The following is a 26647-nucleotide window of genomic DNA, read 5'->3' as shown; positions in this document are numbered from 1 at the left end:
ACTTTATTATTAATTAAAGTTATTATATCACTACTAATTGAATATTATATCCAATACTAAAATTTATAAAATAAATAAAATACTAAAAGATAAGATTCCTTTATAAAGTAAAAAGTTGATTCAACGAAAAATCAACAAAAAAAATTTTACTTTTTAAAAAAAAGGAATATAATATACTTTAAAGCAAGGAAAACTTACTGGATTTACATTAAAAGGAGCTGGTAATATGAACATTACAAAAAATTTTTTAAAAGACTATTTAGAAAAATTTAATGAAACACCATTTCTAGTTAGGCTTAAAGACGGGGAAGAATTTCTAGTTGGAGATAGCTCTCCTCAATTTAAAGTTATTGTAAATAATGATATTAGCAAATCTGAATTATTAAAAAGTACATCTTTAGCACTTGGAGAGGCCTATATAAATAGAGACATTGAAATTGAAGGAGATTTATTTTTAACCTTAAATCTACTTCTAAAACAAATAGACAAATTTAGTATTGATAACTCAGCTGTAAAACATTTGCTACATTCATCTAATTCGATGAGACATCAAAAGAAGGAAATACACGCTCATTATGACATTGGAAATGATTTTTATAGTTTATGGCTAGACAAAACACTTAGTTATTCTTGTGCATATTTTAAAGATGATAATGATAATCTTTACGAGGCTCAGGTTAATAAAGTTCATCACATATTAACTAAACTAAATTTAGAAGAAGGTATGAGTCTTCTTGATATTGGTTGTGGATGGGGATTTCTATTAATAGAAGCTGCAAAAAAATATAAAATTCATGGTGTGGGAATTACACTTAGCGAAGAACAATTTAAAGAGTTTAATACTAGAATTAAAGAAGAGAATCTTCAAGATTACCTTGAAGTAAAACTTATGGACTATCGAGAACTTAAAGAATCAAACCTTACATTTGATAGAGTTGTTAGCGTTGGTATGCTTGAACATGTTGGCAGAGAAAACTATGAACTTTTTATTAAAAATGTAAATGCTGTCCTAAAAGATAGTGGATTATTTTTGCTTCACTATATAAGTGGCTTAAAAGAATCTTATGGAGACCCTTGGATAAAAAAATATATTTTCCCAGGTGGAGTTATCCCTAGCTTAAGAGAAATGATACATATTTGTAGCGATTATAACTATCATACTATAGATGTTGAAAGTTTAAGATTACATTATGTAAAAACTTTATTATCTTGGCATGAAAATTTCTATGATAATCTTCCTAAGATTAAAGAAATGTTTGATGATAAATTTATAAGAATGTGGGATTTATATCTTTGTTCTTGTGCTGCTGCTTTTAATACTGGCATTATAGATATACATCAAATACTTTTCACTAAAGGCATAAAAAATGATTTACCTCTAACTAGAGATTACATGTATTCTTGTTCAAAATAGATATTTTTATAAATTAATCAAATTTTGAACTTAATTATAAAAATAGAGCTATCTTTAAGTAAAGATTTTTATAAAGTAAAAATTCTCTATATTAAAATAGCTCTATTTATTATATTCTTTATAAGCTTCTATTCAGCTATGTATTATACACTATAACAAAACTCTCCATTTTCTTTTATGTTAAAGAAGTCTGCATAACACACATCAAATATCCTATTTTCTAAATCAGATATTTCAACCTTATTTTTTATCAAATAAGTTAATACACCTACATATGAAATATCTCCTTGTATAACTGCTCCATAGATTATATTATCTTTAAAAATAAACTTTTTATAACAATCATTTCCATGTCTAGTTAATACTTTATAACTATCATCTACAGGTGTATTCATGCCTATAGAAATGGTTGGTATATCCATAAAATTCATACTATTTTTAAAAGCAAATTCATCTTCTACCTTTTTATCTTTTCCAACCATATTGTGTGCAGCTATAATTCCTTGTTTTACAGCTATAGGCCAGATAGCATTTTTACCTACAACATCCCCTGCTGCATAGATATCTTTTTGCGTTGTTTGGCATCTATCATCTATTATTATGCCTCTATCATATTCTATTCCTGTTTCATCTAAAAAGTCAGCATTAGGTTTCACTCCTGTAGCTACGATTACCATGTCTGCATCAAGAATTTCTCCATTTGAAAATGCAACACCTTTAACATCTTTACTATCATCTAAAACAATTTCTTGTATTGATGCACTTGGATAAAATTTTACGCCTTTTTCTTTAAATTTATTTTCGTATACTGATGCTGTATATTCATCTAATTGTCTATCTAGAATATATTTTTCCATAAAGGCCACTGAAATATCCAGCTGTTCATATTTAAATAGACCAATTAAAGCATCTATTCCAACTAATCCTGCCCCTATTATAACAACTTTCTTTGATTTTTCTGCCTTCTCTTTTATTTTATAAATATCATCTATGTTTCTTACAGAGTATACAAAATTTCCTTCTCTTAAATTCTTTATAGGAGGAATAGCAGAAGATGCACCTGTAGCTATTAAAAGCTTATCATAATTTACAGCGATGTCTTCCATTTGAACTAGTTTTTTATCTGTATCTATTCCTTTAACCGTTTTACCTGAAATCCAGTTTATGTTGTTTTTCTCCATAAAGTCTTCATCAACAAAGTTTATTTGCTTTAAAGTTCTGTGTTCAGATATAACATGATGTAGCATACATCTTGAGTATATATTTTCATCTTTAGAAATTACCACTATATTAGAATCTTTATCTAATTCTCTCAATGTTTTTGCTGCATTTATACCAGCAGCACTAGCCCCTAACACTACATAATTCATCATTTTCCTCCTTCTGTAATTCAATTGCACCACTTGGACAATTAGCTACACATCTAGGATATTCTTCATCTTTACATAAATCACATTTAAGTATGTTTTGCTTGCTTCTATCATCTGGTTTTAATAATCCATATGGACAAGACATTACACACATATAACATGAACCACATTTTTCTTCATCATATGAAACGATTCCACTCTGACTATCTTTATGCATTGCACCACTCATACATGCTAAAGCACATTCTGGCTCATCACAGTGTCTGCAAAGAATTGGAACTGGATTATTATGTTTGCTATCTAGTTCTATATGCCCTCTACTATCATTATCTACATTTTCTAAATCAAGAGTATACATGTTATAATCTTTATTATGCTTTAACATACAAGCTAATACACAACTTTTACAGCCTGTACATAAATCTTTATTTATAAAAATTCTATGCATTACATTCCACATCCTTTAACCCTAAATTTTTTCTTCTGTCTATTATTATTTGTTCTAATTGATCAGCTGAAGATTTAGGATCTGGATTCACTATAACATGTCCTCCTGTTAAGTCTTTTAATTTTTCTGTTAATACCTCTGTTACTAACTTTCCTCCTGTTATAAATGGAGGTAATGCTAAATGAAGAGGTAAACCAAGAGCAAGTCCAAAAGCTCCATCAGCTAATGCTTGTTCTTCCAACCATTGTGGAGCTGAAAGCACTAATGGTAATTGTGGTAAATCTATTCCAAGCTCAGCCGCTAACTCTGTTGCTACTATTTCAAGTCTACCTATAGCTAAACATGGCCCGAAATTTAATACTGGTGGTATTCCTAAAGTCTTACATACTTCTTTTAAGTTTTCCCCTGCTAATTCTTCTGCTCCAGGTGACATAAGACCAACATTTTCTAATCCTCCAGTAGAACATCCTGCTGAAAGTACTATAATATCTTTTTTAATTAACTCCTTAGTCAATTCAACAGTATTTATATCATGACCTCCTGCTGTCATATTTGAACATCCTACAACAGCTGCAACCCCTTTAATTTTTCCTTCTGCAATTAAATTAATAAGAGGTTTCCATGAATCTCCTAAAAATGCTTTTAAATTCTTTTCACTTACACCAGTTAAAGACTGCTCAAATCCATGGTCTTTTGGTATATCTATTTCAACACTTCCTCTTCTCTCCTTATAAGATTCTAGTGATTTTTGTATTAATGAATTACTAAGTTCATCTAAATTACTTCTATCTAATTCTATATATTCTGCATTTGCTTTTTTAGCAACATCATCTAAGCAAACCATTTTTACTTTATACTTATCTGCTATTGGCTCAAGTCCAGGTATAGTACAGTTAAATTCAGAAAGAACTATATCTATTGCTCCAGTTGATAAAACAGCTTCACTTGTAAAGTTATTACCCGCATGACCAGCAAATACTTCTTGATAATGTTCTCCTCTTAATTGTAAGTCTTGACCAACACATGTACATCCTACTAACTTAAATCCTTTTGCCCCAACAGATTGAGCTAACTTTATAACATCTTCATCTTTTAATCTATCTTGGAAATTTGCAAATGTTGAATGTTGATGACCTGTTATCATTATATTTATGTAGTCTGGATCTATTACATTAAATCCTACAGGAGCCATTCTTATAACTGGTTCTCCTAACATAACATCATTTAAAAGATTCGTTAGAGTAAGACCATATAACCCTGTTGATATTCCTAAATTTAAACAGTTAACTAACATGTCTACTGGGTCACTGTTTAAGTTTGTTGATGATTTTACTATTGCATCAAATACTTCTGATTTTGCACCACCAGGCATTATGCCTAACTCTTTCCATTTTTTTACTCTAGGTGCATAAGCTATTTTTTCTACTAATTCCATCTTGTCATCTCTTGATTTATATAAATCATTTATAACTTTATCAGCTACTTTTATACATTTATCGTATTTTTCATCACTTTCTATTCCAAACATCTCTGCTAATTGATTTAATGTTTTTTCTCCCTTAATAACACCTTTAGTTATTCCAACATTTTTTAAATTCTTAGCTGTATTTTCTACCACATGTAAATAACAAGCTGCTCCTGATGCTACTGCTCTTAAAAAGTTTCTTGCTACTATAGTATCTGCATCTGCTCCACATACACCTCTTGGTGATTTTGGAGTTACTCTACATGGTCCATTTGAACAGAGTCTACAACAGACTCCTTGAAGTCCAAAACCACATTTAACCTTTTGATCTTCTGTTCTATGAAATGCTGTTTCAACATCCTTTGAAGCTACAAAACTTTCTAATTTCTTGTCCGCACTTTCGCACATTTTACAAGTGTTACAAGCCATTACAAATTCCCCCTTATATTTTTATATTAAAAAAGTAGATTTGATAGTATTATAGCAATTGACTATAATTTAACTATTAAAATCTACTTATTTAATACCACGTTTTCCCAACTTTAAAACAAAATATAAATTATTAAAATAAATATATATATTTATTTTTTTTTACACTTTTAATTATTTAAATCTTTACTTATTTTTTCTAGCTTATTTAAAACTCTATCTTTCTCACTTCCATCTAGTACTTTTGGTTGATAATTATTCCTAGAACTACTAGATGTTATTGCTGTTGGTATTATATTTGGCTCTTTAATTGAAGATAGTTTATTATCTGAGAAGGTAAAAGTTTGTTGATATATATAGCTATCTGTATCAGAAGGATTCTTATTTCCTCCAAAACAAAAATTTCCTAAACTGTAAGCTATATACTTATCTTTATACTTTTCTATCCCTTGAACTACATGAGGATGAGAACCTATAACCAGGTCTGCACCCTTATCTATTGCATAATGAGCAAAATCTTTTTGTTTTTTATCTGGAGAATATTCCAGTTCTATTCCCCAGTGAAAATAAACCATAACAACATCTGACTTCTCCTTTATGGCTTTAATATCATCTTCCATTTGTTTTAAGTTTTTTTCATTGTATTCAGTTGACAATCCATTATATCCCAATAAACCTACTTTAATTCCATTAACATCTATTACTGCGTCTTTACCTAAACCAAAATAATTTATCTTATTTTCATCCAGTATGAACTTTGTATCTTTCATACCTTCTTCAAAATAATCCTCTGAATGGTTATTTGCAACACTTACTGCCTCTACACTTCCAGACTTCAAAATGTTTATATATTCTGGTTTGCCTTTAAATGCAAACTTCTTCTCTTTCGCCTTTGATGCATTAGTAAGAGGACCTTCTAAGTTAACTACTGTTAAATCATCTTTTTCAAATATAGATTTTACATTTTTAAGAAAATAATCATAATCTTTTCCTTGTCTTTCAAATTCATGGTCGAAACTACCATAGTATGATGAACCTTTATAGTTTCCCATAGTTACATCACCAGCAAAACTTATAGTTATATCTTGTTTTACAGGCTCTCTTTTTTGTTCTTCAACCTGACTTTGATTATTATTAGAATCTTTTTTAATGTTATTTTCCTTCTCAGAATTATTAGAACACCCTACTACAAATAACAATAAACTCATAATACATATGTAAACTAACTTATTTTTCATGTTAAATCTCCTTTAAAGCAATAAATTCTTAATAAAATATACTCTTTTAAAAGTATAACATTTTTAAATGTACTCCATACATAGCTTTTAAACTTTAATTTTATTTTTAAGGTAAACTTCTCTAAGATAAATAAAAATATAAGCAGATTAAACTTTATTGTAAAACTTTAAAATAAGAATATCATAATAAAGTTTTTGTTGTAGAATTAATTTAATTGTTATATTCAATAATATTTGTTATAATGTTATTGAATTACAATACATATAAAAGGGAGGATTTCAAAATGGCATATAAAATTACTGACGCTTGTATAAGCTGTGGTGCTTGTGAGGCTGAATGCCCTGTTAGCTGTATATCAGCTGGAGACGACGCATATGTTATAGATGCTGGTTCTTGTATAGACTGTGGTTCTTGTGCAGGAGCTTGTCCTGTAGATGCACCTCAACCAGAATAATAATTGGTTATTCATAAAGAGACTGGCTTAATTTGATTTTATCAATATTAATCAGTCTCTTTTTATTATATATAAATTAAATAATATTTACTTTTAAATATCATTACTTTACTCCATTGAAATAAAGCATTTATTTCTATTGTATAAATTTAATAGTATTGTATATAATCCTTTTCTTTGACTCTTTTATTGTTATGTATAAACCTAATATCTTTAATTTGATGTTTCTTTTCCCTCTTCATAAAATCTTTCGTATTTGCTAAAGCAATCAAGACATACCTTCTTACTATCTTGAATTCTTATATATTGCTCAGGTGCAAACTCTCCACACACTTCACATTTAAGAGACTTAAATATTCTTGCCTTTTCTGGAAGTCTTAATTTTGTGTCTGTAATTTCAAATATATCTTCAAATTCACTTTCCAATAAGTATTTTTTATACCCTTCTCTATCCATATCAAATGGTTTTGACTTTACATATATTCTTATAGACTTTCCATTTTCCCTATTAAAAAAATGGTATACTGATTTCCCTGTCATTCTAAGCAGCAAATTCCCTTTACCCATTGTACAACTTAATACAACTTGTATACCATCTATTCCACATGCATCATTTTCAGAAATACATACAATTTCCTCATCTCCTGATTGTTTACATCCTAAATATTCTCTTGCTGCAAGTGCCGCTTTAAATCCTATAGCTAAACCTGGACATTCATGACCATGAAATTCAATTGCTTTTTTCCATAATTCCTCCACAAAACTCACGCTCCCTAATATTATTTATTTGCATACATTATTTAAACTTTTATCCTAATATTTTAAAAAGCCAGATGATTTAATATTAAATCTTCTGACTTTCTCAATACTCTTCATAGTTACTTATTATTAATATGTTTAAGTTGTCTACTTTCCTTCTTTCATCAAATATGATAAAGTAAATAAGCTTTCTGTTAGGTTTACATTTTCAACTATAACACCTTTCGGAACTTCTAAATCTAATGGTGCAAAATTCCATACACCTTTTATTCCAGCTTTTACAACTCTATTAATAACTTCTTGTGCTCCATTTTTAGGTATACATAATACAGCAATATCTATATCATTGTTTTTTATAAACTCTTCTAAAGTGTCTGAATCTAACACTTCAAATTCTCTTATCTTTAAACCTATCATTCTAGGATTTGCATCAAATAAAGCTTTTATCTCGAATCCAGCTTTTCTAAATCCTGCATAATTGGCTATAGCTTGTCCTAAGTTACCTGCTCCTACAAGAACTGCATTATATGGTCGGTCTAATCCAAGTATTTTACCTATCTCAGTATGAAGGGCCTCTACATTATAACCATACCCTTGTTGTCCAAATCCACCAAAGTTGTTCAAATCTTGTCTTATTTGAGAAGCAGTAAAACCTATTATATCACTCAATTCTTTAGAAGATATTCTTTGTATATCCCTATCTAATAAGTCTCCAAGATATCTATGATATTTTGGGAGCCTTCTTATAACTGCCATTGATATATTTTTATTTCCCAACATTTTCACCTCCTAAAAGTGTCCTCTTTTTTGTTTGATTCACAATAAAATATTTCTTTTTCAAAACTAATACATATAACCTTGATTATATTATATCAAAACATTATAATTTTAGATAGTTCAAGGAGGTAGAAATTTATGATTGTTTTGTCATGTAACAACTTAAATAAAAGTTTTGGTATAGATTCTATATTGGAAAATATTAGTTTTACAGTAAATGAAGGCGATAAAATTGGTATAATTGGCATTAATGGTACTGGAAAAACTACTTTATTTAAAATAATATCAGGAATTTATGGCTATGATAGTGGAGATATTTACACTTCTAAAGATTGTGAAATCGGATATTTAGAACAAAATACCAATTTTTATTCGGATAATACCATTTTAGAAGAAGTGTTGGAAGTTTTTAAAGATTTGATAGATATGGAGTCCTATTTAAGAGAATTGGAAGTTAAAATATCTGAGGAAAGCACAAAAACAAGCTCTCCAATTTTAGAAAAAATCATGGATGAATATTCACATAAGTTGGAATTATTTTCAGATTTAAATGGATATGGATATAAGTCTGAAGCTAAGGGAGTTTTAAAAGGATTAGGATTTAGTGACAATGATATGGATAAACCAATAAGTATACTTTCTGGTGGTGAAAAAACTAGGGTTCTTTTAGGAAAATTACTTCTTAAAAAACCAACTTTATTATTACTTGACGAGCCTACTAACCACTTAGATTCTGAAGCAATAGAATGGTTAGAAGTATTTTTAAAACAATACAAAGGTACTATTATGCTAATATCTCATGATAGATATTTCTTAGACCAAGCTGTAAATAGAATTTTTGAAATTCACAATAAAAGACTTAGAGTATATAATGGTAACTATTCTAAATTTGTTGAACTGTCTAAAATAGAAAAAGAACTAGAACTAAAAAAATTCGAAGACCAACAAAAAGAAATAAAAAAACAAGAAGAATCTATTGAAAGACTAAAAGCGTATGGTCGGGAAAAGCACCTAAAACGTGCAAGAAGCAAAGAAAAAGCATTGGATAAAGTGGATGTTTTAGATAAGCCCGAAGCTTATAGAAAAAAAGCTCGTATACAATTTACTCCATCTGTTCAAAGTGGGAATGATGTCCTTCAAATTAGAGACGTCTCTATGGGATATGGAAAAAGAATACTTTTTAAAGATTTAAACTTAGACATATATAGAGGAGAAAAAGTTGCTCTTATAGGTGCAAATGGCATTGGTAAGTCTACATTATTTAAAATAATAACTAATGAGCTACAACCTATTAATGGTAATATTAAATTTGGAACTAATGTCCATGTTTCTTACTTCCATCAGGAACAAAAAACTCTTAATTTGGATAACACTATAATTGATGAAATTTGGGAAAACAATAATCATCTTACTCAAACCACTTTAAGAAATATGTTAGGAGCATTTTTATTTGTTGATGAAGAAGTTTTCAAGAAAATTTCTACATTAAGTGGTGGAGAAAGAGCTAGAGTGGCTATACTTAAACTTATATTATCAAATGCAAATTTCTTATTGTTAGATGAGCCTACTAACCACCTAGATATTGATTCTAAAGAGGTTCTTGAGGAAGCATTAACTAATTATGATGGTACTATATTTACAATATCACATGATAGATATTTTCTAAATACTGTTGTAGATAAGATTCTTGTTTTAGATGAAGATGGAGTTACTGAATATTTAGGTAACTATGATTATTATATTGATAAGAAAAGACAAGTTCAAGAAATGAGTATTGTTGAAGAGAAAGAAGAAAAAACAAGGACTCAAATAAAAGATGAAAAAAGAAAAGAAAGAGAACAAAGAGAATCAGAAAAGAAAAATAGGATAAAAAGGCAAAGTATAGAAAAAGAAATTGAAAAACTAGAACTTAAAATTGAAGAATTAGATGTGCTATTGTGTCAAGAAGAAGTATACTCTAATCCTGAGAAAGCTAAAGAAGTCAGTCAAGAAAAAATCAGTTTAGAAAATGAACTTTCCTCTCTATATGATGAGTGGGAAGAGTTTATGTAAAAAGGAGAGGATTATTTGCAAGCATTGTTTTCTTTAAAGGATGAAAATAAAAGGTTTTACAAGATACTTCTATCTTTATGTATACCTATTATCATACAAAACTTAATTTCTACATCTGTAAATGTAATAGATACAGTTATGATAAGTAGTTTAGGTGAAGTATCTGTAGCTTCAGTTGGAGTTGCAAACCAATTTTTCTTTCTTTTTAATATGTCTCTGTCTGGTATTACAGGCGGGGCTGGAGTTTTTATTTCACAGTTTTATGGAAAAAAAGATATTAGTAATATAAGAAAGGTTACAGGTCTTACCTGTATATTAGCACTTGCTTTAAGCTTTGTATTTGTTATCCCTGCTCTACTAACACCAAAACCAATAATACACATATTTTCTTATGATTCAGAGGTTGTAAGACTTTGTATAGACTATTTTAGTATCGCAGTATTTAGTTATCCATTGATAGCTATAAGTACAGTGTTTAGTACTGGTTCTAGAGGTGTTAGGAATCCTAAGTTGGGTATGATTTGCAGTGCATTTGCTCTTGTAACAAATGTTATTTTAAATTATGGATTTATATTTGGTAATTTAGGGCTTCCTGCATTAGGCGTAAAAGGAGCTGCTTTAGCAACTGTAATTGCAAGAATATGCGAATTAATTTTAATGCTTACTTATGTGTATTTTTATAAAAAAGACTATATATTAAAATTTGGGTTGAAAAATCTAAAGGCTATCGATAAGATTTTTATCAAATCTTTTTCATCAAAGAGTTTCCCTATATTTGTAAATGACTCTGCATGGGCAGTTGGAACTGTCCTGTATTCTGTTGCTTATTCAAGGGCAGGTACATCCGCTATAGCAGCAAGCCAAATAGCAACTAGTACAGGTAACTTCTTTATAATGACTGCTGTATGTATTGCATCTGGTGCATCTATTATGCTTGGTAATGAACTTGGTGCTGACCATATCAAAAGAGCCATTGAATATGCTAAGAAATTTTCTATACTAGTGTTTTTAGCTGGCTTAATACTTGGAATTATTTTAATTTTAAATATCCCATTATTATTAAAGATGTTCAGTGTTTCTGATAGCTTGTCTTCTGATATAACTAAAATATTTTTTATAATGGGTATACTAATGGCTCTAAAATCATTTAATACATTAATTATAATTGGTATTTTGAGAAGTGGTGGAGATACTAAATATGCTCTATTTTTAGAATTAGGATGTATGTGGTTAGCTTCACTTCCTTTAACTTTTATAGCTGCATTTAAAGGTGCACCTATATTCATCCTTGTTCTACTCACTTACAGTGAAGAAGTTGTAAAATTTATATTTGGGGTACCTAGAGCATTATCTAAAAAATGGGCTATTAACATAGTTAAGGAAATTGATTAATAACAATAGTGTATTTTAGTAGTATATATTACTTTAAAATAGTATCACTGAAAACAGCTAAATTATTTCTAGTTTTCAGTGAAGCTATTTTTTATTTTTTATATAAATTATTATATTATATTTTAATTAAATAACAATAATATTAATAACTATTTATCTTCTAAAAATTCCTTTACTTCAAAGGCTAATCTATGTAATTTATCATAATTCAAAACTTCATATGTGCTATCTATTTTTTTAATTATACCCTTTTCAATTAAATTCAATAGGGAGTGGTATCTACTCTTTCTACTGATTGAATAAATTTCACTAAAATTACGAATATGCTTTGCTTTACATATACTATGCTCTTGTTTTTTTAAGATACAATAAGCAATAACTTCCGTACAAGAAAATAATTCTCTTACCATTCTAGTTTTGTACAACTCATATATTCTTCTTGTACATTTACTGTGAAATAATTCAATAAAATCTCTTTTAAGATATAACTCATCAAATACATCTTTTTTAAATCTAAATAATCTTATATTAGTTTTTGCAAATATATCACATTTCAAGTTATGTTCATATATATAACTAATTTTACCTATAAATTCATTTTCTGGTACAATATCAACAAGAAATTTATTTCCTCCTCTAGTGGAACATTCTACTAATGCAACTCCCTCTATTATAAAAAAGACTTCTTGCAAATCTTCATCTGATGCTACAAATCTTTGCCCTTTTTTATATTCAACAATGGATACTTGATTTAAATTATTTTTAATAATTGGGTATATGCTCGTCTCTTCTGCTTTCATTAAATTCTCCTTTTATGATATATTGTATAAAATATTCTATTTATATATTTTAATTTAGATTAATTTTTAACAAAAGATAATATAACAATTAAATTAATCTTGACAAATCTATTCTACTCAAGCAGAATAAACTTATACATATATATTTTCATATATTATTTATTTTAATATAATTCTATATTTATGAAATTGTATTATCAATAGAATTTGTTAAAATAAATTTTTTAGATGTATATTATAATTTAATCGAATAGAAATGAAAAATATACATACATTTTGAATTTTAAGCAACAATTAGGGGGATTTGGTGACAAGATTTAATTATAAGGAAGAAGGTTTCTATGTATGATTCTCAAAAAATCATATCTAGGCACCTTCTTTTTTGTATAAAACGCTATTAAATTTAAAAGGTTAGATATAAAGTTATTGATGTTATATAAAAAAGATATTAAAATTAAATTATTTTATAGTATTAATAATGTTTAATAGTTTAAGTATTAATATTATATAAGTTTTGTACAATTTTAGATACAATAAGATATATTGATTATGGAAATAACCTTCCTGTAAATATTATTAAAAACTATTTATTATATAAATAAGGAGAAATCAATGAAAAAATCAGTAGCTTTAGTAAATGATAGCAGAAAAGATTTAATAGATTTTTTGGAAAATAACTTAAAGTTAGTTTTTGGAGATTACATAAAAATTAACAGATACTTTATAGATGAAATAAATAATGATGATATTATAAATGATGATGTAATATTGGTAATGTCTGTAGAAAGATTAGACAAAATTATAAATAATATATTAGACAAGAAAAAAGTTATTGTAATAAGAAGAACTTTTAAGGAAGATAAAGTATATGATTTATTATCCTTACCACAAGGTACAAATGCTTTAATTGTAAATGATTCTGATGAAACTACTTTAGAGACTATAAGCTTATTTTATAAGATTGGAGTAACTAATATTAGACCAGTTCCATATATGAACGAAAATAATTATAAAGATATAAAGATAGCTATAACTCCAGGAGTTCCAGAAAAAGTCCCTAGTTCTATCTCAGATATTTTTGATTTAGGTCATAGATATATAGATATTTCTACCTTTATAGAAATAATAAACTTATTACAAATAGACTCAAAAGAAATACAATCTAATCTGGTTAAATACTCAGAAGAAATAATAAGTTTAGACACAGGTATAAAAGATAAATATAAAGAACTGTTTTTAAAGATAGAAGAATTAGATACAATATTGAACTTATCAAAAGATGGAATATTATTTACTTCAAAAGATGGTGTAATAAATACATATAATAGTAAAGTAAAAGACATCTTAAACATAAAAGAGGATATCTATGGTAAATATATTCAAGAAGTGTTTATAGATAGTTTAAAGGTTTTATTAAATGAAAAAGAGATATTGGACAAGGTTATTATATTTGATAAAAAGTATATAAATGTAAATAAAAAAAACATATACAATAAAGATGAAAAAATGGGTACATATTACAGTTTACAAGAAATAACATACATAAAAAAGCTGGAACAAAATTTAACTAAAAAATTAAGAGAAAAAGGGCAAATAGCGAAATATACATTCAAAGATATAAAAACAAATAGCCCAAAGATGCTTGAATGCATAGATTTAGCTAAAAAAGTTTCTAAATCTGATTTAAGTATACTTATTAGAGGTGAAAGTGGAACTGGTAAAGAACTCATAGCCCAATCTATACACAATAATTCAACTAGAAAAAATCAGCCATTTATAGCAGTAAATTGCGCAGCTGTTCCTGAAAACTTACTAGAAAGTCAGTTATTTGGATATGATAAAGGTACTTTTACTGGGGGGCTAAAAGAAGGAAAACAGGGATTATTTGAATTAGCAAATAATGGAACTATATTCTTAGATGAAATTGGCGACATGCCCTTAGAACTACAAACAAAGCTACTTAGAGTTCTCCAAGAAAAACAAATAATGCCTGTTGGTTCTCATAATATAATTAACATAGATGTTAGAATCATATCAGCTACTAATAAAAACCTAGAACAAATGATTGATAATAGTAGATTTAGAGAGGATTTATATTATAGATTAAATACAATTCCAATAAATATACCTCCTTTAAGGGAGAGAAAAGAAGATATCTTAATTATTATGGAAGATTTAATTAATAAAAAGTTATTGATTACACCAGAGGCAAAAGAACTTATACAAAACTATAAATGGAAAGGTAATATAAGAGAACTCCAAAATGTAACATCTTACTTAAATATTATGTGTGATGATATTGTACTTGAAAAGGACTTACCTCCAAACTTAAGGACTTTAGATAATAAGAATTCCTCATTAAAACTAAAGTATAATAAAAATGATATTTTAAATATACTAGAATTGTTGATTTTAAATAAAGAATCAGATGTTGGTATTGGTAGAGGACTAATTTTGCAAAGATTACTAGATAAAAATATTCAAATTACTGAAGGTAAAATAAAAAAAATATTTGAATATCTAAAAAAAGAAGAATTTATAATTTGTAATTCGGGAAGATATGGAAGTAAAATAACTCAAAAAGGAGAAATCTTTTATAGTAAATTAAAGTATGAAACTCTATAAGTTTATCAACTATTAAATAAAAAATCTATTAGGGAATAGTTTGTCTCCTTAGTAGATTTTTTTGTTTGCTAAATACATCAAAATTATAGTCTATTTTTATCTAATTAATAGGAATTAATAGGAATAGGATAAATAACAATTTTCCTATTTTTTTTATAAATACTCATATATAGTGCAATCTTTATCCAAAACAAAATTTTTTACTGAAAATTGCAATATAATATTTATTTTTCATACTTTTCATACAATGCAATGATTTTTTTTATTCAATATTTTTATAAAAAACAAAATTCTTAAGTAAAAAAACATGGCATAATAATTGCTTAACTATATTAACAAGACAATAAAAAGTAATTGGAGGAATAAAAATGCAACCAGCTTTAAAATTAAAAAATCAAGTTAAAGAATTAGAAAAAGATTTTGTAATAGAAAGTTGTAATTCTATAAAACCTTGGTTAATAGATGTTAGAAGAGAATTACATAGAATACCAGAATTAGCTCTTGAGGAAAATCTTACAAAACAAAAAGTCATTTCTTATTTAAAAGAAATAGGAATTGATTATATGGAATTTACAAAACACAATGGAATTATGGCATACATTTTAAAAGAAAATGCAGATAAAACTATTTGTATAAGAGCAGATATGGATGCGCTTCCTATAGAAGAAGAAAACGATATACCTTATAAATCAATACATAATGGAAAAATGCACGCTTGTGGTCATGATGCGCATACAACAATGTTACTTGGAGCATGCAAAGTACTCTATTCAATGAAAGATAATCTAAATGTAAATGTAAAATTTTTATTTCAACCAGCAGAAGAAGGTTTTGGTGGAGCAAAGTTCTTAGTTGAGGATGGGTGTTTAGAAAACCCTAAAGCTGATTATATATTTGGGCTTCATGTCATGCCACACATTAAAACAGGATTTATTGAAACGAAATACGACACATTAAATGCAAGTGTTGATACTATAGAAATAAGTGTTAAGGGTAAAAGAGCTCATGGTGCGTATCCTGAAAATGGTATTGATGCAATAGTCACAGCTTCACAAATTGTTACATCACTACAAACCATAATAAGTAGAAACCTAGAACCAAATAATGCTGCAGTTTTGACTATAGGCAAAATATATGGTGGTGATGCACATAATGTAATATGTGAAGATGTAAAATTAGAGGGTACATTGAGAACTTTAAATAGTGAGACAAGAGATTTTGTAATTAATAAGATTACTAAAATTGTTGAAGATACAGCATCTGCATTTGGATGTATTGGAACATTACACGTGAGCGATGAAAATTACCCTGCTGTTATAAATGAAAAGGAATTAGTAGATACTGTTATTTCAAGTACTAAGGAATTACTTGGAGAAGAAAAATTTATACTGAGAGCAAACCCTTCATTAGGTGGTGAAGATTTTTCTTTTTATACAGAACATTGCAAAGGAGCATTCTTCCATTTAGGGTGCAAAAACGAGGAAAAAGGACTGACTTCACCTCTTCATACCTCTAAATTTAATGTAGATGAGGATTGTCTTCCAATAGGAGTTATGATGCATGTAATGAATACTTTATATTTTAATTAATATGGTAATTAATAAAAGAATAGGAGATAAATTAATATGGAAAAAGCTAAAAAATTAGGGTTATTTAGTATGATATTATTAGGAATTAATAGTATCATAGGTTCAGGTATATTTTTACTACCAGGTAAAGTTTACAATCTAGCGAGCCAAAATAGTATATTTATATATATTTTTGCTACACTTCTGGTTCTATCAATACTTTTATGTTTTGCAGAGGCTGGAAGTATGTTTGACAAAAATGGAGGTGCATATTTATACTCCAAAAAGGCATTTGGTGATTTTATAGGTTTTGAAGTTGGTACAATGTCTTGGGTTATTAGAATCATATCATGGTCTACACTAGCAGTAGGATTTGCAACAGCTTTAGGTGCATTTTGGCCAGAAGCTGCTACTGAATATAAAGGATATATCGCAGTGGCATTAGTAACATTACTTTCAATAAACAGCTTATTTGGAATTAAAAGTACAAAGATAATGAATAATGTAATAACCATAGCTAAATTAGTACCATTAATAGTTTTTGTAATAGTAGGAATATTCTTTATAAAATTTGGTAATGTTGTTCCTTCAGGCAATGTTGTAAATTCTAGTATAGGACCAGCTATAATATTAGTATTTTACGCGTTTACTGGATTTGAATCATTTGTTGTAGCAAGTGGAGAAATGGATAATCCTAAAAAAAATCTTCCAATAGCATTAATAACTACAATATTTATATGTGCAATAATTTATATCTTAATTCAAGTTGTCTGTATGGGTATACTTGGAGACAAATTATTTGAAAATAGTATTCCAATCGCAGACGCTTCAAGCGTATTTTTAGGCAATTATGGTAAAGTATTTATATCTGTAGCAACATTAATATCTATATTTGGAATAAATATAGGTTCTTCAATAGTAACTCCCAAGTGTGGTTCTGCTCTAGCAGAAGAAGGCTCTCTTCCAGCATTTATAGGAAAAACAAATAAATATGATGCTCCATATGTAGCAATAATAATATCTTTAATCTTCTGCATACCACTTGTATTAACTGGAAGTTTTGAACAGCTTGCAGTAATGAGTGTAATTGCCAGATTTGCTCAATACATACCAACTTGTTTAGCCGTAATAGTTTTAAGAAAAAAAGCAGATATCTAGGCTTCATTTAAAATTCCTTTTGGCCCTGTTATACCAACAGTAGCTATATTAGGTAGTTTATGGCTGTTACAACAAGCTTGGGTTGAAGATATGTCAAAACCTATAACTCAAAATAGGGTTTTGATAGGATTAGGAGCAATGTTATTGATAGTACCTTTATATGTACTTATGAAAAAAAATAAAAAAATTGAATGTGAGTGCAAAGATAAGTCAGAAGATTCAAAATTATATATTCCAAGAGAAAAAATTCAGTAATATTTTATAGATTGCTTGACATTCTTTTTTATTTAAAATCTATAGAAAAAGTTAATAAAGACCTAAACTTTATTATTTACACAAAGTTTAGGCCTTTATTTTTTATAATAAGTAACATATATCAAATACTATAATCAAACATCAAAATTCAAACAAGTTTCAGGTTCATCTTCTATTTTTGCTATTTTAAACTTACATGCAATTAATGCTAGAGATACCAATGGATTTATGATATTTAATAATGCATATGGACCATACGTTAATGCAGATACACCTAATGTTGCTGTTATATACGCTCCACATGTATTCCATGGTACCAATGGAGAACTTAAAGTTCCACTATCTTCTAAAGCTCTTGATAACATCTTAGGATGTATACCTCTCTTTTTATATTCCTTATTATACATTCTTCCTGGTATAACTATAGACAAGTATTGTTCTCCTGCTATTATGTTAGTAACTGTGCAAGTTACCATTGTACATAATACTGTTCCAAATACACCCTTTGCTAACCTTAGTAAAGAAGAAGCTACTGCTTCAAGCATGCCTGTTTTTTCTAAAATACCTCCAAGAGATAAGGCACATATTGTTAAAGATACAGTAGACATCATATTCATAATCCCACCTTTAGACAATAAAGCATCTACCTCTTCTACTTGTGTTGATGAAACATATCCATTTTGTGCTGCATCTAATATTACATTCATAGATTCTCCTTGGAAAACTACTGCAAACAATACTCCTAATACAGCACCTACTATAAGCCCTGGTATAGCAGGAACTTTGAATATAACCAATCCAATTACTATTGCTGGAGCTAATAATAATACTGGTGATAAAGTATTAAATGTAGAATCTAATGTAGACCTAATTAGCTCTATCTGTTTTATATCTAATGCTTGACCTGAATACTTCATTCCGATTACACCATAAATTACTAGGCAAATTAATAATGATGGTATAGTTGAATATAACATATATTTTATATGTGTAAACAAATCTGTTCCTGCCATTGCTGGTGCTAAGTTAGTCGTTTCAGATAAAGGTGATAGTTTATCTCCAAAGTAAGCTCCAGATATTATAGAACCCACTATTAATCCAGTTGGCATACCTAAACTTTGCCCAATTCCTAAAAGTGCCACGCCTACTGTACCCATTGTACTCCAAGATGACCCTGTTGCAAGAGACACTATTGAGCAGACTAATGTGGATGCTACTAAAAAAATATTTGGTGATAAAATTTTTAGTCCCCAGTAAATCATACATGGAACTACTCCACTTACTATCCAAGTTCCTATAAGCACACCTATTATAATTATGATTAAGATTGCTTGCATTGCCATCTTTATACTATTAAACATACTTAATTCTAGGTCTTTCCATTTAAATCCAAGCCTATATACAGCTACAAGGCCTGCTACTGCTGCAGCTCCTATTAGTGGTACATGAGGTGATGAGCCATACATTAATACCCCTAAACTTAAAAATAATATCAAGCAAGTAATTGGTATCATTGCATCAAACAGATTTGCTTTTCTACATTCTCGCTCTTTCATAAAATAATTTCCTCCTAATTATTTGAACACTATACTATAATTTTCTTTGAAACATATTCGCTTGTACTAGATGACATGATACCTCCATAAGTTAATAAAAAATCTACATTGTCGCCTAATTTATAATCACATTTTGTATTACTTATATCTAATATCATGTGGTCTGAACTTGCCCCTAATATCTCTATATCAGTGTCTATTGGAATTAAAGAGTCAATATTTATGTCCTGTTTACCTATGGCTATAATTGCCCTTTTTAAGATTCCTTTATCTTCATAAACAGGTTTATTTCTAAACGCATCAACTCCTATTTCTCCAATAGGAACTGATGGTTTTTCTTTACATTCAACTATTTGACATATTAATTTGAATACATCTTGATATGTCCCATTTATATTTTTACCGTATGCCGTTTCTCTACCAAGTAAAATAGATTCACCTATTCTCAAATTATTAATACCTTCTGGCATATTATTACTTGTCATTAAATGTATAGAACTTGAATTACCTCCTGATACTATTTCTAGATTTATTCCAAATTTACCTTCTATCTTTTGAGCTATACTTACTAGCCTACCTGTATTTTCTTTAGATGGTATAATAGCTCCATAACAAGTTAAGTTTGTAGCTATACCAATTATTTTAATATTTTTTAGTTTTACTATCTCTTTTATACTATTAAAGAGGTCTTCTTCATAAAAATACCCTTCTCGTAAATCTCCTAAGTCAAACATAAGAACTATATTATGAATAATATTTTTACTTTCACATAATTCATTTAATTTCTTTATAGTTTCTAATTCTGAGTTAAAACTTATATCACAATAATTGATAACTTCTTCTAGTTCACTTATCATGGGTATTCTAATTAGTATTTTAGGTAAATTTATATTTTGTAACTTTTTTAAGTTTTGTATTCTTGAATCTGCTATATGATCTATTCCTTCATTATATACTGCTTCTACTATTTCTTTTCGTGCACAAAATGATTTAGTTACGAAAGATACTTTAATGTTTCTTTCATGACAACTCTGTAAAATTACTTTAGCATTATGTCTTAATTTTTCTATATCTATTTCTAATCTAGGGTACATAGTCCTTCCTCCTTGAAGTTTAAACTTTTTAGTAGGAGCTTAAGAGATGCTTCTTCGTATTTTTTAGATAAAACCCCTATAGATGCCATAATATAGTCATTATCTATCAATATCTTTGTTTTTTCCTTTGGAAATAGTAATTCTTTATTTTTATTGTATTTAGTTATACCATCTAATATTTTAATTCTACTAGGGAGCCTAGTAAGTGCTCCCCCTGTACCCACTATATATCTTACTTCTGTTAAATCTTTTCCTTCTGCAATTTTGGTTTTTCCAGTTGTTCCATAAATATTTCTTATTTTCCCTGAATGCCTTAACATAGCTTTAATAACAGCTTCTTTTGTCAATCTCTCCACAAATAATATTTCTTCTTTTGATTTTGGTATTGGTGGATAATTATCTATTACTTTATCAATATCTATAGATAATTCATTTTGTAAATTTTCTTTGCCTATAACTTCTACTATATTTTTCATATTTACATATACACCTAAATCTCCCTCAACACTTCTCTTAGCTACAGGTTCAGGATTAACTAATATTTTATTAATATAGTCACTCCCATATGTAACAGAATGCACATCAGTAGTTGCTCCACCTACATCTAGAGTTAATAAATCTCCAATATTTTTATATAAAAGTTTAGAAGCTTCCATTACAGCCCCTGGAGTTGGGGTAATATTTTCATTAACCATTTCTTTGATATACCTCATTCCTGGCGCTGTAGTTATGTGGTCTTCAAACACACCTTGAATGATTTTTCTTGTAGGTTCTATATTCAATAAATCTATTTTAGGGTATACATTTTCTGTTATATAAAGCTTATAATTCGTATCTTCAAATATTAACCTTACTTCTTCTTGATTTTCAACATTACCAGCATATATAACTGGTATACCTAAACTCATAGAAGCTATCATTTCAGCATTATAAATAGCTGTATCTCTTTCTCCATAGTCAACTCCACCAGCTATTAAGATTATGTTGGGATTTATTTCTTTTATTTTCTTTAAATCAGTTCTTTTAATTCTACCTGATGTTACTTGACGAATAACAGCTCCAGCTCCTAGAGCAGCTTCTTTAGCTGCTTTTACTGTCATATCATACACTAATCCATGAACAGTCATTTTTAATCCACCAGCTGCACTAGAAGTTGCAAACATATCATTATACTTTATATCATCTACAGATAATTTATTAGCTAAATCTTTAATAGCACCCGATAAGCCATTTCTTACATCGCCACCTTCAAATACTGTTGTTGGAGCCTGACCTTGACCCGAAAATACAGGATTATCAGAATCAATATTATGGAAAGCGTTTACTACAGTGGTAGTACTTCCTATTTCAGCTACCAACACATCTATTTTTAAAGAAACTTTTTTATTCTCCATTATTTATTATTCATTTCTCTTCTTTTTTCAACTAAGAAAGTGGCTACATGTATACCTTTGCTGTTTCTTCCAAATCCAGCATCTATTCCTTGTTCAATGGCTATTTCAGGTGTTACCTGTGTTCCTCCACAAGCAATCATTACTTTATCTCTTATACCTTTTTCTACACAATAATCGTGTAATTTCTTCATATTTTTATAATGAATATCATCATGACTTATTATTGTAGATGCAAGTATTGCATCTGCATTTAGCTCTATTGCTGCGTCTACTAATTTTTCTACAGGTACAGAAGTTCCCAAGTAATGACATTCTATACCATATTTTTCAATACCACCATGTTTTATATCTATTATTTCTCTTAAACCAACTGAGTGTTCGTCTTCTCCAACTGTAGCTGAAACTATTTTCATAGGCTTTTCTTCTATATCTGCTCTTATTTCTTCATCAGTTAGTACTTTAGGTTCTTCTGGTATTACTAAGTCATTTAAATCTATATCAAATGGAACTCTTCCCTTCACTTCTATCCTAGTGCCTTCGGATTCATGCATAACTTCTCTACTTATAACTTCAACTTCTTGTAAATTCATTTTTTTGACAAATTCCAATGCTGCAAACTCAGCTGTTCTTTTATCAGTAGGAAGCATCATTGTTATCATCACAATTCCATCTGCACACCATTCCATTTCAGGTTTGATTTTAGTTCCACCTCTGTATTCCTCTGATTCTTTTAGTCTATTTTCTACATTATCAAAATCATCAAGTTCATCGATATATATTATTTTGTTTGGATTTTCAAATGTACATCCATCTATTAATATTGATGGATTATCTATAGCTTTTTCATCATATTGAGCTACATTATTGTATCCAAAGTGAGCAGTTACAGGTGCTAAATAATCTTTATCTCTTTCATAAACAGTACCCTCACCAACTCCGCCTTTTATTTTTCTAGATATACCATCACCATTTCTTTCTGGATAATTTCCTGAGTCAACGAAGAATCCTTGTTCTACTGATTCAAAATATCCTCCAACTTCAAAGATTTCTTCCATATATAGTACAGCTCTTTCTTTAAGCTCTCTTGCTTTGTATCTTAATTCTCCAACATCCTTAAGTTCTATCATATCCATAAGACCATCCATGCCAACTAAAGCTTGCTTTGCTGTATCACATGCTTCTATGTTGTATATATGCCAAGGTACATTTCTACCTTCGTCAGGTGTTATAGTTGATTGTATGTCAGCTCTAGTTAAGACTGATGTTAATAAATTTAATACATGAGTAACTGTTGCTTCTCTAGTTGATGATTCCATATATTTAGTATTCATTTGAGCTCTCATCTTATAATCACTAAATAATTCTCTAAGTGCAACAGCATAAGGTAAGTCTATTCTTAAACATGGTGCTGGAGGGGCTGTTGGTGGCACTGTTGATAAGCATATATTACTTTTATCTATTCCTATTTTTTCTGAAAATATAGAATTTAAAGCGTGTTGAACCATAAGTTCAGGCATTACCTTCCATGCTTCTCTAGCAGTAGCATTAGCATTATGTGCTCCATCTATTTGAGCTATATTTGCAAAAGCCATTATTTGCTTAGCTTCACAAGCATCTACAAAAGATCTTACCATGTTTATATTTCTATATAGAACATTATATTGTGGGTCTTGATGTGCTCCATTGACCCCTTCTTCAGCAAACATTACTGCTACTTCAGGACCCGCAACACCACTTACATATGAATGGTAATTAATAGGTCTACCAACTTCTTCTTCTATAAAGTCAAGAGCTTTTCTTTGAGCTCTTACTTGTTTTCTTGTTATTGGAACACCTCCTATACCTTGAGGGGTTCCTTCTATAAGTCCGTCAAAATGTGATTGCCCAGCAGTTCTAATGACCATTAAGTGGTCAGCACCATGATGAGCTGCCATCCTCATTCTTCTTATATCATCTTCAAATCTTCCAGAAGCTATTTCAGTAGTAATAATTGGGCTTGGTTGAGGGTCTATATTATTAAAATATTTAGATGATGGTAACCCTACACTCTTCTTTAAAGGTTTTGTACAGTCTTTATATTCAAAAGGTCCCATTTCAAGATTTTCCAAGTGTTCTCTCCAAACCCAACCTCTTCTTTTTGGTTTATATTTATCCAAATCTTTTAATATATAGTCTATATCTAATTTTTTATTTTCCTTTAACATGATTCTACCCCTTCTCTAAATAAACATGTAACTTCATCCCAATATTCACCATTAACTAATAATAAACCAGCTTCTCTAACTGATATATTTTTAGATTTAGCAAGCTTATAAACTACATGCCCTGCTCCCTTACCTATAAGACCTCTTTCCATAACACCTTCTAAAATAGGTTTTACCTCAAGAGAAGAAAATCCCATTCTTAACAAAACAGACCTTTCTATTGATGGCGTTGTATTCTTTTTGCCAAGGTCTATCATTGGTTCTACTATCTGGGCAGCTAAACTCCAAAATCTTTCTTTTAACTCATCATCGCTCAATTTCTGAAGATGTTTTCTTCTAACCTCAAAATCATCCTCTCTTTTTTTCATGAACATTCCCCCATTCATATTAATTTAAGTGAATTTTCCAACTATTCATTTCATGTTAAATTAAAAAATAGTAATTATTATAAATTATCTAACGTATCAATAACAAAATCTCTTGAACTTTTTACTTCTTTCATTAGAAATTCTATATCTTCATTACTTAGACTATTAACATTATCAATACCATTATGAGATATACAATTTTTTATAAATGATTTTCTTATTTTATTTATGTCGATATCAACACATTTTAATAATTCTGGTCTTTCTGGTAATATTAAGTTTACTCCTGCAATTTCTTCTCTTGGATTTCCAAATTTTATATCTATTCCATTTTCTTTTGCAAATGTAAGCTGTGGACATATGTGTTTACCTGCACCTGTATACTCTGTCTCTTGTACTACTACAACTTTATCTTCATCCAATTCTTGTGCTAAGGAAAATGCTGCTGCTAAAGATGTATTTCCAGCAGGTCCTCTTTCTATACCTTCCAACTGTGCCAATAATTCAGTTGTATAGAAAACTTCTCCTTGTTTTACTAACACATATCTGTCCATATATCTAAGTGGTCTAGCTGCAGACCTAGGTACATCTGACCTATCAGGCCATGTACAGAATGGTATACCAAAACCTGTATGTCCTGTTGTAAATGATTTTTTATTAAATTGACTATCACTAGCCATGTGTAATCCTTTTAAATCAACACTTGCTCCAACTACTTTTGTATTAAGAGAACCAGCTTTTATTAGTCCTCTTGCTGTTCCAGTGAGATTACCTCCACCTGCATTTGTACAAACAACTACATCAGGGTCTTTTTTATATTTTTCTCTAAATTGAATAGCTAGCTCATATCCTAAAGTTTCTACACCTGCAATTCCAAATGGTGAATATAACGATGCGTTAAAATAGCTTGTTTCTTCTAGTAGGACTAAGAATGTATAAAATAATTCTGGTCCAACAGTTAATTGAATAACTTCTGCACCATATGCCTCACATTTTCTTGCTTTCTCTATAATCTCAGGTTGACCTAGACCATTAGAATCATAACATTCTTGAACTATTATACATTTTAAACCCTGCATTGCTGCCTGAGATGCTACAGCTGCTCCATAGTTACCACTAGTAGCTGCTATTACACCTTTATATCCCATTTTTTTAGCATGATATACTGCAGTAGCTGCTCTTCTTGCTTTAAAACTACCAGATGCATTCATTGCTTCATCTTTTACAAATATTCTAGCACCTTTACCTTCTGGAGCACATCTTCTAGCCAACTTAGTTAAATTTTTAAGTTCTATTATAGGAGTATTTCCAACAGCATATTGTGATTGAATTGCTTCAATATCTTGTAATGTATATCCTGTTTCACCCATCATTTTTTCATAGTCAAATCCTATTCCTTCTTGTTCAAAAGATGAGTAATCCAATCCAATTGCGTTTTTCATTATTTCATTGTTTCTTCCCATGACAGCTTGATAGCTCATATCTTTCATTGATGCTGCATTATTCATTATATACACCTCCAAATAATATTTCTTTAGCCTGTATTCCTATTTGGAGTAACTCAGGTATACATTTACCATAATCATGAGTATAATATGGATTTACTTTAAGTAAATTACCTTTTACAAGTCTACCCGTAATTGTTTTAACTTCTACTAAATCACCTATAGAGGCATCCTTTTGTATAAACCCTTTAACCCACATTTCTAAGGATACTTTCTTAGTATCCTCTGGAACTTGTGGAGCTCTTTCTTCTGGAGTCAACACTATATTGTGTATAATAACCCAATCATTAATTTTAGCATCCATTTTTTCATCCCCTTATC

At 29.1% G+C, this 26647-nt stretch carries 22 protein-coding genes; 8 read left to right on the top strand and 14 right to left on the bottom strand.

Annotation, left to right across the window (positions count from 1 at the left end; all coding sequences use genetic code 11):
* Positions 1 to 226 precede the first annotated feature (226 nt).
* Positions 227 to 1414, top strand: a complete 1188-nt coding sequence (locus IC173_RS10125; protein WP_227434601.1) for an SAM-dependent methyltransferase — start codon at positions 227 to 229, stop codon at positions 1412 to 1414.
* Between the two features lie 143 nt (positions 1415 to 1557).
* Here the strand turns inward: IC173_RS10125 and IC173_RS10120 are convergent, their stop codons facing one another.
* The 4 genes from IC173_RS10120 to IC173_RS10105 form a co-directional block, all read right to left on the bottom strand.
* The gene (locus IC173_RS10120) at positions 1558 to 2784 is read right to left on the bottom strand and encodes an NAD(P)/FAD-dependent oxidoreductase (protein ID WP_227434600.1); all 1227 of its coding nucleotides are present in this window, start codon (positions 2782 to 2784) and stop codon (positions 1558 to 1560) included.
* Positions 2759 to 3232: a 4Fe-4S dicluster domain-containing protein gene (locus tag IC173_RS10115; protein WP_227434599.1), complete on the bottom strand. Its 474-nt coding sequence runs from the start codon at positions 3230 to 3232 to the stop codon at positions 2759 to 2761. The genes IC173_RS10120 and IC173_RS10115 overlap by 26 nt, the downstream gene beginning before the upstream one ends.
* Positions 3225 to 5126 carry an anaerobic carbon-monoxide dehydrogenase catalytic subunit gene (cooS, locus tag IC173_RS10110; RefSeq protein ID WP_227434598.1) on the bottom strand — a complete coding sequence of 634 codons (1902 nt, stop codon included), beginning with the start codon at positions 5124 to 5126 and terminating at the stop codon, positions 3225 to 3227. The genes IC173_RS10115 and cooS overlap by 8 nt, the downstream gene beginning before the upstream one ends.
* Positions 5127 to 5296: 170 nt before the next feature.
* A complete protein-coding gene (locus IC173_RS10105; protein ID WP_227483538.1) occupies positions 5297 to 6364 on the bottom strand; it encodes a CapA family protein in 1068 nt (355 codons plus the stop codon).
* 284 nt (positions 6365 to 6648) lie between these two features.
* On the opposite strand from IC173_RS10105, the gene IC173_RS10100 reads away from it, so the two are divergent.
* Positions 6649 to 6819, top strand: a complete 171-nt coding sequence (locus IC173_RS10100) for a DUF362 domain-containing protein (protein ID WP_009888017.1) — start codon at positions 6649 to 6651, stop codon at positions 6817 to 6819.
* 213 nt (positions 6820 to 7032) lie between these two features.
* Here the strand turns inward: IC173_RS10100 and IC173_RS10095 are convergent, their stop codons facing one another.
* Positions 7033 to 7578 (bottom strand): FmdE family protein, encoded by a 546-nt coding sequence (locus IC173_RS10095; protein ID WP_413926949.1) that lies wholly within the window; start codon positions 7576 to 7578, stop codon positions 7033 to 7035.
* Between the two features lie 147 nt (positions 7579 to 7725).
* Complete coding sequence (locus tag IC173_RS10090; RefSeq protein ID WP_227434586.1) at positions 7726 to 8358, bottom strand: redox-sensing transcriptional repressor Rex; 633 nt, start codon at positions 8356 to 8358, stop codon at positions 7726 to 7728.
* A 135-nt stretch (positions 8359 to 8493) separates the two neighbouring features.
* Between IC173_RS10090 and abc-f the strand changes: the two genes are divergently transcribed.
* Positions 8494 to 10407: a ribosomal protection-like ABC-F family protein gene (gene abc-f, locus IC173_RS10085; protein WP_227855493.1), complete on the top strand. Its 1914-nt coding sequence runs from the start codon at positions 8494 to 8496 to the stop codon at positions 10405 to 10407.
* Between the two features lie 15 nt (positions 10408 to 10422).
* Positions 10423 to 11799: an MATE family efflux transporter gene (locus tag IC173_RS10080; RefSeq protein WP_227855492.1), complete on the top strand. Its 1377-nt coding sequence runs from the start codon at positions 10423 to 10425 to the stop codon at positions 11797 to 11799.
* 149 nt (positions 11800 to 11948) lie between these two features.
* On the opposite strand, the gene IC173_RS10075 is transcribed toward IC173_RS10080, so the two are convergent.
* Positions 11949 to 12599, bottom strand: a complete 651-nt coding sequence (locus tag IC173_RS10075) for a Crp/Fnr family transcriptional regulator (protein WP_227434583.1) — start codon at positions 12597 to 12599, stop codon at positions 11949 to 11951.
* Positions 12600 to 13211: 612 nt separating this feature from the next.
* On the opposite strand from IC173_RS10075, the gene IC173_RS10070 reads away from it, so the two are divergent.
* From IC173_RS10070 to IC173_RS20970, 4 genes are all read left to right on the top strand, one after another.
* On the top strand, positions 13212 to 15224 hold the full coding sequence (locus tag IC173_RS10070) for a sigma 54-interacting transcriptional regulator (RefSeq protein ID WP_227855491.1): 2013 nt from the start codon (positions 13212 to 13214) through the stop codon (positions 15222 to 15224).
* 368 nt (positions 15225 to 15592) lie between these two features.
* Entirely contained in the window at positions 15593 to 16813 is a 1221-nt protein-coding gene (locus tag IC173_RS10065; RefSeq protein WP_227855490.1) for a M20 family metallopeptidase, read from the top strand.
* Positions 16814 to 16849: 36 nt separating this feature from the next.
* The gene (locus IC173_RS10060) at positions 16850 to 17950 is read left to right on the top strand and encodes an APC family permease (RefSeq protein ID WP_413927548.1); all 1101 of its coding nucleotides are present in this window, start codon (positions 16850 to 16852) and stop codon (positions 17948 to 17950) included.
* Between the two features lie 90 nt (positions 17951 to 18040).
* The gene (locus IC173_RS20970) at positions 18041 to 18205 is read left to right on the top strand and encodes a hypothetical protein (protein ID WP_413927547.1); all 165 of its coding nucleotides are present in this window, start codon (positions 18041 to 18043) and stop codon (positions 18203 to 18205) included.
* Between the two features lie 134 nt (positions 18206 to 18339).
* Here the strand turns inward: IC173_RS20970 and nhaC are convergent, their stop codons facing one another.
* The 7 genes from nhaC to ortA all read right to left on the bottom strand — a co-directional run bounded on the left by nhaC (position 18340) and on the right by ortA (position 26630).
* Positions 18340 to 19761 (bottom strand): Na+/H+ antiporter NhaC, encoded by a 1422-nt coding sequence (nhaC, locus tag IC173_RS10055; RefSeq protein WP_227434580.1) that lies wholly within the window; start codon positions 19759 to 19761, stop codon positions 18340 to 18342.
* Between the two features lie 29 nt (positions 19762 to 19790).
* A complete protein-coding gene (gene orr, locus IC173_RS10050) occupies positions 19791 to 20855 on the bottom strand; it encodes an ornithine racemase Orr (protein ID WP_227855489.1) in 1065 nt (354 codons plus the stop codon).
* Positions 20840 to 22249: a GlmL-related ornithine degradation protein gene (locus tag IC173_RS10045; RefSeq protein WP_227831443.1), complete on the bottom strand. Its 1410-nt coding sequence runs from the start codon at positions 22247 to 22249 to the stop codon at positions 20840 to 20842. The genes orr and IC173_RS10045 overlap by 16 nt, the downstream gene beginning before the upstream one ends.
* Entirely contained in the window at positions 22249 to 24453 is a 2205-nt protein-coding gene (oraE, locus tag IC173_RS10040; RefSeq protein WP_227831444.1) for a D-ornithine 4,5-aminomutase subunit OraE, read from the bottom strand. The genes IC173_RS10045 and oraE overlap by 1 nt, the downstream gene beginning before the upstream one ends.
* Entirely contained in the window at positions 24447 to 24821 is a 375-nt protein-coding gene (locus tag IC173_RS10035; protein ID WP_227434576.1) for an ornithine aminomutase subunit alpha, read from the bottom strand. The genes oraE and IC173_RS10035 overlap by 7 nt, the downstream gene beginning before the upstream one ends.
* A gap of 77 nt (positions 24822 to 24898) precedes the next feature.
* Positions 24899 to 26329 (bottom strand): 2-amino-4-oxopentanoate thiolase subunit OrtB, encoded by a 1431-nt coding sequence (ortB, locus tag IC173_RS10030; protein WP_227855488.1) that lies wholly within the window; start codon positions 26327 to 26329, stop codon positions 24899 to 24901.
* Positions 26322 to 26630 (bottom strand): 2-amino-4-oxopentanoate thiolase subunit OrtA, encoded by a 309-nt coding sequence (gene ortA, locus IC173_RS10025; protein ID WP_227434574.1) that lies wholly within the window; start codon positions 26628 to 26630, stop codon positions 26322 to 26324. The genes ortB and ortA overlap by 8 nt, the downstream gene beginning before the upstream one ends.
* Between the last annotated feature and the right edge of the window lie 17 nt (positions 26631 to 26647).

Source organism: Clostridioides sp. ES-S-0048-02, assembly GCF_020658495.1.
Classification (GTDB): domain Bacteria; phylum Bacillota; class Clostridia; order Peptostreptococcales; family Peptostreptococcaceae; genus Clostridioides.
The sequence above is the reverse complement of the archived record's forward strand: the minus strand, read 5'-3'. Positions and strand labels throughout refer to the sequence as shown.